Consider the following 16,444-nt stretch of genomic DNA (forward strand, 5'->3'; position numbering starts at 1 on the left):
TCCATAACTGCCCAAGGCTAATGCCCTATGTCGTTGTTCAAGATGTCTGGATGGTTGCTCCCTGTGGTGTTGCTTATCGGCTGTGATAACGGCTCTCATACTGTCGCCACCCAAGGTAAACAAGGCGTAGCGCTGCCGGCACTGCCAATTATTCAAGGCGCTGTCATGTCGCTGGTGCCAATGCCCGATGGTCAGCGCAATGAATTGATGATGAGCCAGGTCTGTGCGTTGGCACGCGGCGAAAGCACGCAGCAGCAGGTGGCTCAGAACCTTTTGCAACAAGGCATTGACCTGAGTCGCGTGCCTCAACAAGGCCACCCGCTGTCGTTACTGGTTGATCCGGATCTGTCTCGGCGCATCACCGCGTGTGCGGCCTACATCGCCACCTCAGTGATGATGCTGCCAAAAACGTCCGAGTTCATGGTGGAGGCAAACACCGCGCCCGTTTCGGGCAAGAAGAAGCTGAACGTCGACTCGCAAAAACTCAACTATTTCCTGGGCATACAACTGGCCATCGCGAAAGCCGATGCTTACTTTTTCGCGCTGATTGCCACCCGACTGGAGAAGACCTCAGGCCTGACGCTGGAGCAATACACTCAGCAGGCCAAAATACAGTTCGTGGCCATCGCCCCGCTGTACTTGCAGCGGGTCAAGGACCTTTATGCACAGGGGCAGAATGTCCAGTACTCGTTGGTTGAGTATTCCGATAGCAACTTCAAGTTCACCAGCAACAATGGCTATCTTTTTGAGTTCGGATACGACGGGCTGAACCTGAGTTTCAACCGAATGCCTTGGTATGGAGCGGGGAAGCTGTTGGGTAAAAGCTACTTGCTGGAGGTTGATTGTTTTGCCAAACACGCCATCGAAAAAAAACATAGGCGCAACGCATAGTTGGATTCGTTGCCATGCTGCGTGCGATAGCTTCCTGGCATGTGGTTTAGTGTTAATCAACTATGTCAGAACATTGGGCTGGGCGTGATTCAATCGTTGCCGTTTGGCCAGAAAGCCAGTGTGACCTCCTACGTTTTTCGAAAAAAAATTACAAACACTGTAATGCATCGCTTTGATCTAACTCTACGTCCGTAACTCTCATTGTTATTAAGGAAAAACCCCCATGCACTCATCACTGTATTCCCGTTTTCTTCGTCAGCCGTTTGAGGTCGAGTTCATGCGCTGGGTGCTGGTTTTGATATTTCTGATGTTTGGCTACACAAAATGGTTTGATTACGAAGCCCAGGCTTTGATTCCGCTGATTAGTAACAGCCCCCTCCTTTCTTGGATGTACGGTGTGTTTGGCATTCAGGGCGCGAGTTATGCGCTAGGCACAGCTGAATGGGCGATCGGTCTGAGTCTGGCCATCGGCGCATGGTCATCGAGAGTCACACTGATTGCCGCGGCGGCCTCCTCTGTGACTTATCTGACAACCGCCAGTCTGCTCCTGACCACTCCGGGTGGGTGGGAGGCTTCGGCCGGAGGTTTCCCCGCCATGGGCGGCGCCACCTCTTTCCTGATCAAGGATCTGGTGTTGATGGCCGGCTCGTTGGTGCTGCTCAAGAACGCGGCGCAACAATTGACGGCACGCGCCAAACAGACTGATAGGGAGCATGCAGCGCTCTAGCCTAAAACCGTCACTGGTCCACTACAGCAACAGGTGGACCAGCGATTAGAACGGAACTCAAGATCAAGTACTTCGATTATTTCTACCTTGAAGGAAAACGAACGATGCAGTGAGAACGTTCTCACCGGCAGCGTTTCTAGGAGGATGTATGGCTCGAGTAGTGCCCTATGGGCTGATGATGGCGGCGGTAGCCTTGGCGGGGACCTATGCCCTGGCTGGAACCTTTGAGAAGCAATCCAACGATGTCGGACAGCCTCTCCCAGCTGTGAAGCTCGTGTTTAACGAAGACGGTGAGGCGGCCCTCCCGAAAGGCTACCGCTCGTGGGTGCACGCCTATGCCGCGTGGGAATCTATCACTGTAACTCCCCTGGACAGCACCGTAACGAAGACGCCCGAATTCCATAGCGTCTATGTTGAGCCAAATGCCTATCGCGCCTTCATGAAAACAGGGAAATGGCCGGAAGGCTCTCTGATGGTCAAGGAGTTCAGTATCACGAGTATTGATCCGAAGAACTGCGATGGTCCGCCAGCTTATCTTTGCAACCTCGGTAGCAGTAAGGTCATTTTTGCCCACGGGCAAACAGGGCTCAGCCTAATGCTCAAGGACAGCAAACGCTATCCCGACGAGCCAGGCGGTTGGTCGTACTTCAGTTTTGGGCATCAGGCGCCACCCTATGAACAATTTTCTCCAGCGCGAGCGCGTGCCCAGTGCGCCCAATGCCACATCGACAACGTGGGTCCCAAACACGACTACGTGTGGTCCGTAAAGTTGAACCAGCCTGGCTTTCAACGGGAAGGCGGTGCGGCAAAACTTAATCTAGAAGCCGCTTTCGCCGAGTAGTCACGGCCAAGATTGGTCGTCTAACAGCGCAGCAATTTTTGCTATGTAAATGAGTCTGCAGCTAGCCTGCCGAGGAGGGTGAGATGGCCTACGATTTTGATCTTTATGTAGTGGGTGCCGGTTCTGGCGGTGTCAGGGCTGCGCGTTTTTCCGCAGGCTTTGGTGCCAAGGTGGCTGTGGCTGAAAGCCGCTACCTGGGCGGGACGTGTGTCAACGTCGGCTGCGTACCGAAGAAGTTATTGGTCTACGGCGCTCACTTTGCAGAAGACTTCGAGCAGGCTAGTGGTTTTGGCTGGTCCCTGGGAGAGGCAAACTTTGATTGGGCAACCTTGATTGCCAACAAAGACCGCGAGATCAATCGCCTCAATGGCATTTATCGCAACCTGTTGGTCAACAGCGGCGTGACCCTGCATGAAGGGCATGCGCGCCTGGTTTCCCCTCATCAAGTCGAGATCAACGGTGAGCGCTTCACTGCCAAACACATTTTGATCGCCACCGGTGGCTGGCCGCAGATCCCGGACATTCCGGGGCATGAGCATGCAATCGGCTCCAATGAAGCCTTCTTTCTCAACACGTTGCCCAAGCGCGTACTGGTGGTGGGCGGGGGTTATATCGCGGTGGAGTTTGCCGGGATTTTCCATGGCCTTGGCGCACACACGACGCTGCTGTATCGCGGCGATCTGTTTCTGCGCGGTTTTGACGGCGCGGTGCGCAGGCATTTGCAGGAGGAGCTGACCAAACGTGGGATGGACTTGCAGTTCAATGCTGATATCGAACGCATCGACAAACAGGCCGACGGTAGCCTCAGGGCTACGTTGAAAGACGGCCGCGTGCTGGAAGCCGATTGTGTATTTTACGCCACGGGTCGACGCCCGATGCTCGATAACCTGGGGTTGGAAAACACCGGCGTCAAACTGGACGAGCGTGGCTTCGTTGAAGTGGACGACCTGTACCAGACGGCCGAGCCGTCGATCCTGGCCATTGGCGATGTGATCGGGCGTGTGCAATTGACGCCAGTAGCGCTGGCGGAAGGCACGGCGTTGGCTCGTCGCCTGTTCAAGCCTGAGCATTATCGTCCAGTGGATTACACGATGATCCCGACGGCAGTGTTCAGCCTGCCGAACATAGGCACCGTTGGCTTGAGCGAAGAGCAGGCCAAGGCTGACGGCCATACGGTGCAGATTTTCGAAAGCCGCTTCCAGCCGATGAAACTGAGGTTGACTCAGTGCCAGGAGCTCACACTGATGAAGCTGGTGGTCGATGCAGACACTAACAAGGTCCTCGGTTGCCACATGGTGGGTCCGGATGCGGGTGAAGTCATCCAGGGACTGGCTATCGCGCTCAAGGCGGGCGCGACCAAGCAGCATTTCGATGAAACTATCGGAGTGCACCCAACAGCGGCGGAAGAGTTTGTCACCCTGCGTACGCCCTTGTCAGGCTGATCAATTGTCGGCAGTTGCCTCTGGCGCCTGTGCAAAAACGCCCGCCAGTCGCAATGCCTCGATACTGGCTTAGGCATTTGACCAGGCCCCGAAAGCGACAGTAAGTTTAGTGCGCCGTGGTCACTGTCGCGTTCGCGAATTGAGTCCTTTAGGCCTCTACAACAACGAAAAGGCAGTTCTCTTTCAGCAAGCAATAAAAGCCAGCGGCAGGTCACGAATCTGTTCGCGCACGGGCGGCTGGTAGTGGTCATCGCTGATCAGTTCATGCAGCAGTTCTTCGCGCAGTTGGTGGAACTCGAAACTGCTGCGCTGGCGCGGGTGAGGCAGGGCGATATCGACGACTTGCTTGATGCGCCCGGGCCGGGGCTCCATCACCACCACGCGGTCGGCGAGGAAAATCGCCTCCTCCACATCGTGGGTCACCAACACCGTGGTGATCTTGGCGCGCGCGCGGATCGCCAATAGCTCGTCCTGCATCTGCTGGCGGGTCAGCGCATCGAGGGCGCCGAAGGGCTCATCCAGCAGCAAAATGCGCGGGCTGGCCACCAGGCCCCGGGCAATCGCCACGCGTTGCGCCATGCCGCCGGACAGTTGGTGAGGGTAGGCGCGGGTGAAATCGGTAAGGCCGACCAGCTCGATAAAATCACTGATGCGCCGGTTGCGCTCGGCCTCGCTCAGCGGCTCGTTGACCAGCCCTAGGCCGATGTTTTGCGCCACGGTCAGCCAGGGAAACAGGCGGTGCTCCTGGAACACGATGCCGCGCTCGCCGCCGATGCCGCTCACGGCTTTGCCGTCGACCTGAATCTCGCCGCGAAACTGCGTGTCGAGCCCTACCAACAGGCGCAGCAGGGTGGATTTGCCGCAACCGCTGGAGCCGACAATCGCGACGAATTCGCCTTCGGCAATCTCCAGGTTGAATTCACGAATGGCTTCCAACTCGAAGCCGTCGACGTCGAAGGACTTGCCCACATGGTTGAAGCTGACGATAGGTGCGTTCATGCGTGTCTCCAGCGGGTGGCGCGGGTTTCGATGCGTTGGCCGATAAAATTGAGGGTGGCGCCGGTGAGGCCGACCAGCAGCATGCCGCTCATGATCACGTCCATGCGCAGCAGCTGTTGGGCGCCGATCATCAGGCTGCCGATGCCGCCGTTGGACGGCATGAAATATTCCGCGCCAATGGTGCCCAGCCAGGCGTAGATCAGGCTCAGGCGCAGGCCGGCGAAAATTCCCGCCGCCGCGCCCGGCAACACTAGGCGGCGCAGGCGTTGGAACAGGCTCAGGCGCAGTACTTGCGCCGCTTCACGCAGCTGCGGCGAGAGGTTGAGCACGCTGCGTTGCGTGGCGATAAACAGCGGGAAAAACGCCGCCAGTGCGATAAACACCGACTTGGCCAATTCACCCAGGCCGAACCACGCGGTGAGCAACGGCACCCAAGCGAAAATCGCGATCTGGCGCAGCGCGGCCAAGGTCGGGCCAAGTACCCGCTCACTGCGCCGCGACAGCCCCAGCCACAACCCCATGGCAAAGCCCAAGCCGCCACCCAGGATCAAGCCGCCCAGCGTGCGCCCCAGGCTTTTGCCCAAGGCGCCGGACAAGCTGCCATCCAACACGCCGGCGGCTGCGGTGTGCAGCACCGACCATGGGCTGATCAGAATATTCGGGTCAACCCAACCCTGTTGCGTCGCCACCTGCCACAGCGTCAGCAATAGCAGCGGCAACAGCCACGGTTGCAGGCGCTGCCAACCTTCATAGCGCGGCCCGCGCCGAATCTGCGCGGTGGCCGGGTGCGGCCAGTGCACCCACTTGCGATCCAGCCCGCCGATGCCGCGATCCATCACCACGCCTAACACGCCGATGACCACGATGCACACGAAGACGATGTCGAGCATGAACAGCTGGCGCGCCCAGACCATCAGGTAGCCGATGCCTTCACTCGACGCCAGCAACTCCACCGCCAGCAGCGACGTCCAGCCGGCCGCCAGCGCCAGGCGTACACCGGCCATGAACGCCGGCAGCGCAGCGGGCAGGATCAGGCGGCGGATCAACAGGTGCGTGGGCAGGCGCAGCACGCGCGCGGCTTCACGCAGGTTGGGCTGGGCGTCGCGCACGCCGACCAAGGTATGCAGGGTGACGGGCACCACGATTGCCTTCACCAGCACCACCAGTTTCAGGGTTTCGCCGATGCCGAAAAACACCATGAACAGCGGGATCCAGGCCAGGGTCGGCACTTGCGACAGTGCGCTGAACGTCGGGAATACCAAGCGCTCGGCCCGCGCGCTGAAACCCAACAGCGCGCCCAATAACGCACCGGCGCTCACACCCGCCAACAGCCCCCAGAACAAACGCTGCAAGCTCATCGCCAAGTGGCTCCACAGCTCGCCGCCGGCCAGTTCCACCGCACTGCTCCACACCAGCGAAGGAGGCGGCAGAATTTGCTCGCTCATCCAGTGATTGCGGCTTGCCAGCCACCACAACGCAAACAGCCCCAGTGGTAGCAGCCATGGCAGCAGGCGTTCGTTCAGCTTCGGCCAGCGCGCTACGGCGCCATGGCTGGGGGCCGCAAGAGGTAGGCTCAGAAGTGAAATTCGGGCCATGGAGGACCTCCGTTGTCGCCGAGGGCGTTATGTGATTTCGATCTTATAAAAACGCAATCAAGATGATTGAGGGATAAGAAAAATCATTTAAAGCCTCCGCCCGGCACGCATCCAATGCATTCGAAGAATATTTTCGATGCTGTTTATGCATATCCCTCTGGAGCCTGCGTTTTAGCTCGCATAGTCCTAAAAGCTATTAAATTGTGAATTTATAGTATTTAAAGTTTTGATCAGCCTGTGCCTACTTTCTGCTCCCCAGGCGACCGTCGCCCACCAGGAGCTGCGCTTATGAAACTGCCCTTCAAACGTCTGATCAGCCTGTTCGCGGGCACCGCCCTGGCCGGGCTGGTGCACGCTGCCGACCTCAAGGAAATTCGCATTGCCGTGCCCGACCTCAGCGCGGGCAGCCAGCACAGCGGCGGCGGAGTGACCGACGTGCTGCAAAGTCAGCAGATCTTTGAAAAAGCCTTTGCCGACCAGGGCATCAAGATCCAGTGGAATTACTTCAAGGGCGCAGGCCCCGTGATCAATGAGGCTTTCGCCAACGGTCAGGTGGACCTGGCTTACCTGGGCGATCTGGCGGCGATCATCGGCCGCTCCAATGGCCTGGACACTCGCCTGCTCAGTGCCTCGGCGCGCGGTGTGAAGCACTACCTTGGCGTGGTGCCGGGTTCTGGCATCAAGACCTTGCAAGACCTCAAGGGCAAGCGCGTGGCGGTGTTCCGTGGCACGGCGAGCCAGTTGTCGTTTGACACCGCGCTGGCCAGCCAGGGCCTGAGTGAGAAGGACCTCAAAGTCATCAACCTGGATTTCAGCGCAGCCATTGCCGCCCTGGCCGCCAAGCAGATTGACGCTACCTGGGGCGGTTCCGGCCTCACTGGGCTGCAAGCCAAGGGCCTGGCCGAGATCCCGCTGACCACCAAAGACATCGGCGGCGCCGGCAGCGTGCAGGCAGTGCTGGTGGGCAGTGCCAAGTTTGTCGATGAACACCCGGAGGTTGTGGCCAAGTTGCTCAAGGCCCAGCAGCAAGCGGTGCAGTGGCTGACGGATGACAGCAACAAGCAGGCCTACATTGACCTGGTGTCGGGGCGGGCCAGTTACCCGCCGGTCATCCTGGCCAATGATTTGAAAGACCAGAAACTCAGCGAGATTTTCCCCTCGACCCTGGACCCGGTGTTCCTCGGCAAATTGCAGGACGCGGTGGATCTGGCGTCCAAAGAGCGGCTGATTCGCAAGTCGTTTCAGGTGAGTGATTGGGTGGCGCCAAACTTGGCTGCGGCGGGGCTCTGAGTCGGGTGGTGTATGGGCTATTGCTATCGCAGGCAAGCCAGCTCCCACCTTTGAACGGTGCCTACATTCAAAGTTTGGGAGCTGGCTTGTCTGCGATGAGGCCCTCAAACCGCCACACTCACCTCTTGCCTGTCGACCTCCACCAACGTCTCAATCATCGCTTTCGCCGCCGGTGACAACCGCGACCCCGTGCGGCTGACAATCCCACACCGCGCGCTCATGGTCTCCATGTTCTGCGGCAGGTTGCGCCAGTGCAGCAGTACCAGTGAGCCCCTTGCGATGTCCTCGGCAAACGCTTCCTCAGTGCCCACGCCGATGGCGTTGGACTGCAGCACGATTTTCACCAATGCAGGGAAATGTTCGGTCTGAATGCTTGGCGAAAAATCCATGCGCCCGCTCAGGTTCGCCAGTAATTTGCGAATGCCCTGGGAGATCAGCGGTGAGGCCAGCGGGTAGTCGAACATGTCGTTGGTCGACAGGCTGTCCTTGGCCAATAGCGGGTGCCCTGGGCGGCAGAAAAACACCCCGCGCTTGGGCGTCAGTGCGCGGGTCTGGAAGTTTGGGTCCGACTCGAACTGGCGGATGTCGGCGATAAAAAATTCGATCTCTTCACGGCTTAAGGCACGGCTGAGTTTTTCCCAGTTATCCACCTGGAAACTGGTGCGGATTTTCGGGTGCGCGCCGATAAAGCGCGCCACCGCATCCGGCACCAGTTTCACCGCCGGCGCCGGGCCGGTGCCGAAGCGCAGGTCGCCGGCGTCGAGCTTGGTCATACGCGTGACTTCGCTGCTCAGCAAGGCGGCCCCGTGCACCAGGCTCAGGGCGTGTTGCAGCACCACTTGGCCTTCGGGCGTGGGGCGCAAATCCTTGTTGCCGCGGTCTACCAGCACGCAGCCGAACTCCTGTTCCAGCCCCTGAATGCTGCGGCTGAACGCCGGTTGGGTGATGCCCATGGCGTCCGCCGCACGCACGAAACTGCGGTGTTCGTTGAGGGCGATGAAGTACCGAAGTTGGCGAAGATCCATATGCTTTCCCGGCATTTGAAAAATAGGTCGAAGGCATTTGCGACCGTGGGAGCTGAGGTTTTAAATGCAAGCTCGTATTCCGTCAACGAAGCATTTGTTTAATTGCTAGATCTAAATTGCATATGAATAGAGCGTTGTTGGAAAGCATCCCACCATCAGCAGGCACAAGAGGGTCATCACAATGAGCAACGCCGCATTAGCTGTTCAACCCGTCGCCCAGGCACTCGACATCCACCCGGTCGCCGGCCGCATCGGCGCCGAGATCCGTGGCATCAAACTGTCCGGTGACCTGGACGCCGCCACCGTCGCAGCCATCCAGCATGCGCTGGTGCAGTACAAGGTGATCTTCTTCCGCGAGCAGACCCACCTCGATGATCAGAGCCAGGAAGCCTTCGCCCACTTGCTGGGTGAGCCGATTGCCCACCCGACGGTTCCGGTGCGTGACGGTACGCGGTTCCTGCTGGAACTGGACGGCACGCGCGGCCAGCGCGCCAATTCCTGGCACACCGACGTGACCTTCGTCGACGCCTACCCGAAAGCCTCGATCCTGCGTTCGGTGCTGGCGCCCAAGGCCGGTGGCGACACGGTGTGGGCCAACACCGCCAGCGCCTACAACGACCTCAGCGTGGAGCTGCGCGCACTCGCCGACAACCTATGGGCGGTGCACAGCAACGAATACGACTACGCCGGGCGCAAGCCGGATGTGTCGGTAGAAAAGCTTGAGGAATACCGCAAGGTCTTCACCTCTACGGTGTACGAAACCGAACACCCGGTGGTGCGCGTGCACCCGGTCAGCGGTGAAAAAACCTTGCTGCTGGGGCACTTCGTCAAGCGCCTCAAAGGCTACTCCCAGGCGGACTCGACGCAGCTGTTCAACCTGCTGCAAAGCCACGTCACCCGCCTGGAAAACACCGTGCGCTGGCGCTGGAACACCGGCGACGTGGCGATCTGGGACAACCGCGCCACCCAGCATTACGCAGTGGACGACTACGGCACCCAGGAACGCATCGTGCGCCGGGTGACGCTCAAGGGCGATGTGCCGGTGGGTGTGCAAGGGCAGCGTAGCCAGACCACCAAAGGTCTCTAAGCGAACACAGTTCCAAATGTGGGAGCAGGTTTGTGTGGGCGCTGGCTTGCCTGCGATAGCATCACCTGGGTGTAACTGATACACCGAGGTGAAAGCATCGCAGGCAAGCCAGCTCCCACATTAGTTTTGTGTGGTTTTACCAGACGCCTATCTGTACGACCTTCTCTGCCTCCGGCTCGCCATACCGAAACCATTGGCCACGCTGATCAATCTCCGCGTGGCTGATGGTGGTGCGCCGTTTCAACCCGCGCAGCCATTCGAACAAATACCCCAAGTGCGTCTCGCGCACCGCCGCATAGGCCGGATCGGCGCCCAAGTCGTGCAACTCCTGTGGATCATTTTCCAAGTCAAACAGCTGTGGACGAAACCCGTCATACGCCAGGTATTTCCAGCGCTCGCTGCGCACCATGGTCATGCGGCAACGGTCGATGGGCTGCGCCAGGCGCTCGCGGGCCGGGGCCTGGAAGGCGTAGTCGTATTCGGCGATGGCGTAGGTGCGCCAGGTGAGGGGCGCGCCGTGCAGCAGTGGGATCAGCGAGCGGCCTTCGAGGCGATGGTCGGCGTTGGGCAGGCCCAGGGCGTCGAGGAAGGTGGGCAGGGCGTCGATGGTTTCCACCAGGCGTTCGTCCACCGAGCCACGGCTGATGTCGGCACTGGCGCGCGGGTCGCGAACGATCAGCGGGACACCCACCGCAGGCTCCAGCAAAAATTCTTTTTCACCGAGGAAATGATCGCCGAGGAAGTCGCCGTGGTCGCTGGTGAACACGATCAACGTGTCGTCCCAACGGCCGTTGCTTTGCAGAAAGTCGAACAGCCGCCCGAGTTGATCGTCGATCTGTTTGATCAGGCCCATGTAGGTCGGAATCACCGTGAGCCGTACCTCATCACGGGAGAAGTTCAGGCTCTCCTGATGCTGACGAAATGCCTGGTACACCGGGTGATCGCTCGTGTGCTGGGGCTGAATCGGCGCCTGGATATGCTCGGCGCCATACAACGCGTGGTACGGCGCCGGGGCGATATAGGGCCAGTGCGGCTTGATGTAGGACAGGTGCAGGCACCACGGCTGCTCGGCCTGCTCGCGGATAAAGTCGATGGCGCGATCGGTGGTGTAGACGGTTTCCGAATGCTCCTCGGCCACCCGTGCGGGCAGCCCGGCATTGCGCATGTGCCAGCCGCTGAGTACTTCACCGCCTTCGCCCTCGGCGGCATTGGCCCATTCATGCCACGGGTTGGTGCCGTCGTAGCCTTGGGCGCGCAGGTAATGGATGTAGGGCGCGGACTCGCGTTTGTCATCGAACAGCGGGCCGTCGGGGTAGATGCCGTCGTGACGGAAATAGGCGTCGAAGCCGACCTCATTCAGCGGCTCGGCCTGCTCGCTGTCGGGGTCGATATTCAGGCGCTGCAAGGCCTCCAGATTCGGCGTGGCGTGGGTCTTGCCCACCAGCGCAGTGCGGATGCCATGGGGGCGCAAGTAGTCGCCAATCGTCAGCTCTTCCAGCGGCAGCGGCACCGCGTTCCACGCCACCTGATGGCTGCTGACATAGCGCCCGGTGTACGCCGACATCCGCGATGGCCCGCAAATGGTGCCTTGGGTATAGGCGCGGCTGAAGCGCACGCCGGCCGCGGCCAGGCGGTCGATATTGGGCGTGTGCAAATGCGCGTGGCCGTAGCACGACAGGTAATCGCGACGCAGTTGGTCGCACATGATGTAGAGCACATTGCGCACGGGTTTTGGTTGAGACATGGGGCTTCACCGAACAGAAGAAAGATGACGGTTTTCGCTGTTCGGATGGGGCACTGGCAAGTGCATTTGAGGACTGGGTTATATGCAATGAATGCATTTCAAATGGGGGCGCTGGCTTGCCTGCGATAGCGCCCTTTCAGACAGCGACATTTTCCAGCGCACACACCTCCTCATCCAACTCATCCATCTGCTTGATCTGCTCAATCATCGCCTGCGCCAACGGCGACAACCGATACCCCGCGCGACTGACGATGCCATAGCGGGTGTAACGCTCCTCCAAGTCTTCAGCCAGCCCATCAATCTTCAAACACACCAACTCGCCCCGGGCCATGTGCAGCACATCGCTGTTGGCGCTGACGATGCCGATGGCGTCCGAGCGAAGCACCACCCCCATCAGGCTGTAGCCGTTTTCGCATTCCACATTGGGTAGGTAATCCGGTCGGCCGCTGAGGTCGACGATGACCTTGCGCAAGTTCGGTGGGCGGATGGTCACGGCCAGCGGATAACTCATCAGCTCGGCGGCGCTTACGCTGTCGCGCGCCGCTAACGGGTGCCCGGCGCGGCAGCAGAAATACCAACGCCGCGCGCGCAGGCGGTAGGTGTGATAGTCCGGGTTGGCTTCGAAGTGGCGGGTGTCGGCGACGAAGAATTCGAACTCTTCGCTGAGCAGGCGTTTGCTCAGGTTTTGCCAGTCATCCACCTGGAACTGCACGCGGGCCTTGGGGTAACGCCCGATAAAACTGCCGATGGCACGTGGGATCAACCCGCCCGCCGGGGCCGGGCCGCAACCGAAGCGCAGCTCACCGGCTTCCAGGCCATTGAACTGGCTGATCTCGTTGGCCAGTTGTTGGGCGCCGCTGACCAGCCGCCGCGCATGTTCCAGCAATACCTGGCCTTGTTTGGTTGGCGCGAGGTCCTTGCGGCCGCGGTCCACCAACAGGCAACCGGCACTGTGTTCCAGCGCCTGGATACTGCGACTGAACGCCGATTGCGAGAGGTTCACGGCCAACGCAGCCGCGACAAAACTGCGTTGTTCAGCGAGGGCGATGAAGTGGCGAAGCTGGCGCAAATCGATATGCATTTTTCACATCAAAAATATCCGGGAAATGCATTGGCTATGCATTAGGTAGACTCCTTATAAAGGCTATCTCTTATGCAGTAAATGTTCGTAAAAACATAAATAAATAACCTAATGGAATATCTGGTGTTGGATATTCCTGGGTTTCGGAGCCGCTTATGAGTCTGTTGAAGTCCTTGCCCCTGGCCATGTTGGTGGCCGGCAGCACCAGTTGGTCGCCCACTCAGGCGGCCGAACCCCCCGCACCTGCCAGCAAGGGCGAAAACGCCAGCGGCCAGCTTGAAAGCGCCAGCGGCCGGCTTGAAACAGTCACCGTGACCGCCCGGCGGCGTACCGAAAGTGCTCAGGAGGTGCCCACGCCCATGAGCGTGATCGGCGGCCAGGCGCTGGAGAGCCAACGGGTGTATCGGATTCAGGATTTGCAGCAATTGGTGCCCAGCGTCAACGTCGCCTATATGCATGCGCGTCAGTCCAGCGTGTCGATCCGTGGGCTGGGCAACAACCCGGCCAGCGACGGCCTGGAGGGCAGCGTGGGGCTGTACATCGACAACGTGTACCTCGGGCGACCGGGCATGGCGGTGTTCGACTTGATGGACATTGAGCAGCTTGAAGTGTTGCGTGGCCCGCAGGGCACGCTGTTCGGCAAAAACACCACCGCTGGCGTGATCAACATCAGCACCCGCGCGCCGAGTTTTACCCCGGAGCGCAGCATCGAAACCTCGTTGGGCGAGGACGGTTATTTCCAGACCAAGGGCACCATTTCCGGCCCGCTCACCGATGATTTGGCCGGGCGTTTCTCGGCTTATCGCACGCGCAGCGACGGCGACATCAAGAACGAATACAACGGCCATGATCTTAATGGCGGTTCACGCCAGGGCTTTCGCGGGCAATTGCTGTACAAGCCCAGCGAGACATTCAACCTGCGCTGGATCGGTGACTACAACGAGGAAGATTCCAGCGCTGGCACGCGCGTGCTGTATAGCACCGGGCCGACGATCAATGGCACCAACCTGTATCAAGCCCGGGCAGCGGCGGCGGGGGCGACCCTGGTGAATGGCACCCACCGCAAGGTCAACCTGGACAACGACCAGCAGGTCACGGTGTTCCAGGGCGGCACATCGGTGGAGGCCAATTGGACCCTGCCGAGTGACTTCACCCTGACCTCGGTCAGTTCCTATCGCTGGTGGAATTTCACCCCGCGCAACGACGATGGGCTCAACGTCCCGGCCTCGTACAACGCTGGCGTGTCGGTGGAGGATAAGCAGTGGTCCCAGGAGTTTCGACTGGCCTCACCCACCGGCGGCTTCTTCGACTATGTGCTGGGCGCCTACTACTTCGGCAATTCGCTGGATAACAAATCCTTCGCCTACTACGGGCCCAAGGCCGATATTTGGAATGGCACGCCGACCGGTGCGTTGAACAATGTGAGCAGCGTCGGCAACGGGCATATCCGCACCGACAGTTTTGCGCTGTTCGCCCAAGGCACCTGGCACCTGACCGAGCGCCTGGATTTCACCGCCGGCCTGCGCGGCACCTATGAAGAGAAAAGCGCCTGGGTCACGCGTAACGCGCCAGTGGGTGGCGCTGCGGTGACCGGCGCGGCAGCCACCGCGCGGCGTGGGCGTGCCGGGGTGTATGACTCGGGCGACCTCAGCCAGTACAGCGCCACGCCGTCAGGGCTGCTCAACCTCACGTATCACTTCAACGAAAACCTGCTCGGCTACGCAACGCTGTCCCACGGCGAGAAGTCTGGTGGGGTCAACCTGGCCGTGGGTTCCGCGCCGACGGCCGGGGCCGATTCCTTGCTGATCGGCACCGAGCGCGCCAACAACGCCGAACTGGGCTTCAAGAGCACGCTGTGGGACCGCCGCCTGCAGCTCAACGCCAACCTGTTCTGGACCCAGGTCAACGGCTACCAGACCAACGCCTACGACCAGGACAACCGGGTGCAGTACCTGACCAATGCCGGCTCCGTGCGCTCGCGCGGGGTTGAAGTGGAAAGCACGCTGGTGCCGATCAAGGGCCTGACGCTGAACCTCAACGGCTCGTTCAACGATGTGAGTTACCTGTCTTACAAAGATGCGCCGTGCCCGCCGGAAATCAGCCTGCGCCCCGGTGCACCGGCGTCCTGCGACCTGACCGGGCACCAGGTGGTTGGCGCGTCCAAATGGATCGCCAACGCCAACGGCGAATACAAGTGGAACCTGGCTAACGGCTTCGAACCTTACGTCACCGCCAGCTATGCGTTCCGCTCCAAAGCGGTGGGCACCGTGGAGGATTCCGACTACGGGCAGATCCCTGCCTACGCGGTGGTCAACCTCTCCACCGGCCTGCGCGGCAACTACCAGCAAGGGCAGTGGGATGTGTCGTTGTGGCTGAAAAATGCCTTCGACAAAACCTACTACACCACCCTGTGGACCGGCGGTAACGGCGGCTATGAAGGCCTGCTGGGCACCCCGCGTACGCTAGGTGTGACCGGGCGCTACGACTTCTGAGCCGGTGCGGTAGGTGGCCGGGCTGAACACCCGCGTCACCAGCAGCATCGCCACCACCGTGACCGTCAGCACCACCCAGGCGCTGACGAAATTGCCGGTGAGTTCGCGCAGCCAGCCGGTCAGCCACGGCGAAACCGCGTTGATCAAAAAACCCACGCCTTGCACGAAGGCCGCCAGTTGCCCGGCTTGGCGTGGGTCGCGGTGGTGGTCGAGGGTCAGCAGCAAGCTCAGGGCGAAACACGCGCCCAGGCCGAAGCCGCATAGCGCCACCCACACGTGCGGATACTCCAGCGGCGCGAGGATCAGGCCGAGGTAGCCGATGGTCTGCGCCAACAGGCTAATGCTGAGCAGTGGGCGGCGGTCGATACCGCGCTGCGCCAACACCGGCATCAACAGCGCGGCGATCACCTGGAAGATGGTCATGAACGCCAACAGCGAACCACTCGGCAATACGCCCCAGCCCAGCTGCTGATAGTACGCAGGCAGCCACGCCACCATGCTCATGTAGCCGCAGTTGACCAAACCGAAATACAACGCCAACAGCCAGGCGCGGCGATTGCGCAGGCCTTTGAACGCGGGGGCTGCCTGCAGCTTTCTCGGCGCACCCAACGGCAGCCACGCCCACAGCAACAATGCCCCCAGCGCCGGCAATAGCCACACGCCCAACCCCGCCTGCCATTGCTGAAAGTGCGTGGACACCACCGGGCTGAGCAGCGCCGCCAACCCACCACCGGCCATCAACGACGCCGAGTACACGCCCATCGCCACCGGCACACGGTGATGGAATTCACGCTTGATCATCGCCGGCACCAACGCCTGGATCAGCGCCACACCGGCGCCGCCGAGCAAGGCGGTGACCAGCAGCGCCGAGGCCTGGCCCATCAGCCAGCGTACCAGGCACGCCAGCAGAATCATCATCAAGCCCAGGGCGATGCCGCGCCGTTCGCCCAGCCGCGCTTCCACACGCACGCCGACCAGCGCCACCAGGCCCATGCACACCACGGGCAGGCTGGTGAGCAAGGCGCTGCTCTGAAAGCTCAGGCCGGTGGCCTGGCGAATCTCGCCAAGCAACGGGCTGATGGAACTGAGGATCGGCCGCAGGTTAAGGCTCAGGACCACCAGCAGGCCCCAGCCGGCGAGTTTGCCCATGAGTGATGGGTTAAGCGGCATGCATGACCTCTCGGGTGCGCAAAAGAGGCATGCAGTATGCGGAGCCGTCGAGGTATTTTG

13 protein-coding genes are annotated in these 16,444 nt (G+C 60.4%); 7 read left to right on the forward strand and 6 right to left on the reverse strand.

The features are described 5' to 3' along the window. Window positions 1–27 precede the first annotated feature (27 nt). The 4 genes from KZH41_RS02330 (at window position 28) to gorA (ending at window position 3,901) form a co-directional block, all read left to right on the forward strand. A complete protein-coding gene (locus KZH41_RS02330) occupies window positions 28–891 on the forward strand; it encodes a hypothetical protein (RefSeq protein WP_094951103.1) in 864 nt (287 codons plus the stop codon). A gap of 223 nt (window positions 892–1,114) precedes the next feature. Further along, window positions 1,115–1,618 (forward strand): YkgB family protein, encoded by a 504-nt coding sequence (locus KZH41_RS02335; RefSeq protein WP_094951104.1) that lies wholly within the window; start codon window positions 1,115–1,117, stop codon window positions 1,616–1,618. A 148-nt stretch (window positions 1,619–1,766) separates the two neighbouring features. Continuing rightward, window positions 1,767–2,459, forward strand: coding sequence for a cytochrome P460 family protein (locus tag KZH41_RS02340; RefSeq protein ID WP_263274310.1), 693 nt, complete (start codon window positions 1,767–1,769; stop codon window positions 2,457–2,459). Between the two features lie 83 nt (window positions 2,460–2,542). Further along, complete coding sequence (gene gorA / locus KZH41_RS02345; protein ID WP_242153861.1) at window positions 2,543–3,901, forward strand: glutathione-disulfide reductase; 1,359 nt, start codon at window positions 2,543–2,545, stop codon at window positions 3,899–3,901. A gap of 183 nt (window positions 3,902–4,084) precedes the next feature. Here the strand turns inward: gorA and KZH41_RS02350 are convergent, their stop codons facing one another. Then, window positions 4,085–4,900 carry an ABC transporter ATP-binding protein gene (locus KZH41_RS02350; RefSeq protein ID WP_094951107.1) on the reverse strand — a complete coding sequence of 272 codons (816 nt, stop codon included), beginning with the start codon at window positions 4,898–4,900 and terminating at the stop codon, window positions 4,085–4,087. Then, window positions 4,897–6,495: an ABC transporter permease gene (locus KZH41_RS02355; RefSeq protein ID WP_263274311.1), complete on the reverse strand. Its 1,599-nt coding sequence runs from the start codon at window positions 6,493–6,495 to the stop codon at window positions 4,897–4,899. The genes KZH41_RS02350 and KZH41_RS02355 overlap by 4 nt, the downstream gene beginning before the upstream one ends. Before the next feature lie 288 nt (window positions 6,496–6,783). On the opposite strand from KZH41_RS02355, the gene KZH41_RS02360 reads away from it, so the two are divergent. Next, on the forward strand, window positions 6,784–7,785 hold the full coding sequence (locus KZH41_RS02360; RefSeq protein WP_263274312.1) for an ABC transporter substrate-binding protein: 1,002 nt from the start codon (window positions 6,784–6,786) through the stop codon (window positions 7,783–7,785). Between the two features lie 104 nt (window positions 7,786–7,889). Here KZH41_RS02360 and KZH41_RS02365 read toward each other — a convergent pair whose 3' ends face one another. Then, complete coding sequence (locus KZH41_RS02365) at window positions 7,890–8,810, reverse strand: LysR family transcriptional regulator (RefSeq protein WP_094951110.1); 921 nt, start codon at window positions 8,808–8,810, stop codon at window positions 7,890–7,892. 181 nt (window positions 8,811–8,991) lie between these two features. Between KZH41_RS02365 and KZH41_RS02370 the strand changes: the two genes are divergently transcribed. Continuing rightward, window positions 8,992–9,897 (forward strand): TauD/TfdA dioxygenase family protein, encoded by a 906-nt coding sequence (locus tag KZH41_RS02370; RefSeq protein WP_242153871.1) that lies wholly within the window; start codon window positions 8,992–8,994, stop codon window positions 9,895–9,897. Window positions 9,898–10,033: 136 nt separating this feature from the next. Here KZH41_RS02370 and KZH41_RS02375 read toward each other — a convergent pair whose 3' ends face one another. Next, window positions 10,034–11,641: an alkaline phosphatase family protein gene (locus KZH41_RS02375; protein WP_263274313.1), complete on the reverse strand. Its 1,608-nt coding sequence runs from the start codon at window positions 11,639–11,641 to the stop codon at window positions 10,034–10,036. A gap of 136 nt (window positions 11,642–11,777) precedes the next feature. Next, window positions 11,778–12,722 carry a LysR family transcriptional regulator gene (locus KZH41_RS02380; protein WP_094951113.1) on the reverse strand — a complete coding sequence of 315 codons (945 nt, stop codon included), beginning with the start codon at window positions 12,720–12,722 and terminating at the stop codon, window positions 11,778–11,780. Between the two features lie 155 nt (window positions 12,723–12,877). Between KZH41_RS02380 and KZH41_RS02385 the strand changes: the two genes are divergently transcribed. Next, window positions 12,878–15,214, forward strand: coding sequence for a TonB-dependent receptor (locus KZH41_RS02385; RefSeq protein WP_263274314.1), 2,337 nt, complete (start codon window positions 12,878–12,880; stop codon window positions 15,212–15,214). Here the strand turns inward: KZH41_RS02385 and KZH41_RS02390 are convergent. Further along, on the reverse strand, window positions 15,185–16,384 hold the full coding sequence (locus KZH41_RS02390; RefSeq protein ID WP_263274315.1) for a CynX/NimT family MFS transporter: 1,200 nt from the start codon (window positions 16,382–16,384) through the stop codon (window positions 15,185–15,187). The two genes, KZH41_RS02385 and KZH41_RS02390, sit on opposite strands and share 30 nt — an antisense overlap. Between the last annotated feature and the right edge of the window lie 60 nt (window positions 16,385–16,444).

The organism is Pseudomonas sp. YeP6b (genome assembly GCF_025642995.1).
GTDB lineage: Bacteria > Pseudomonadota > Gammaproteobacteria > Pseudomonadales > Pseudomonadaceae > Aquipseudomonas.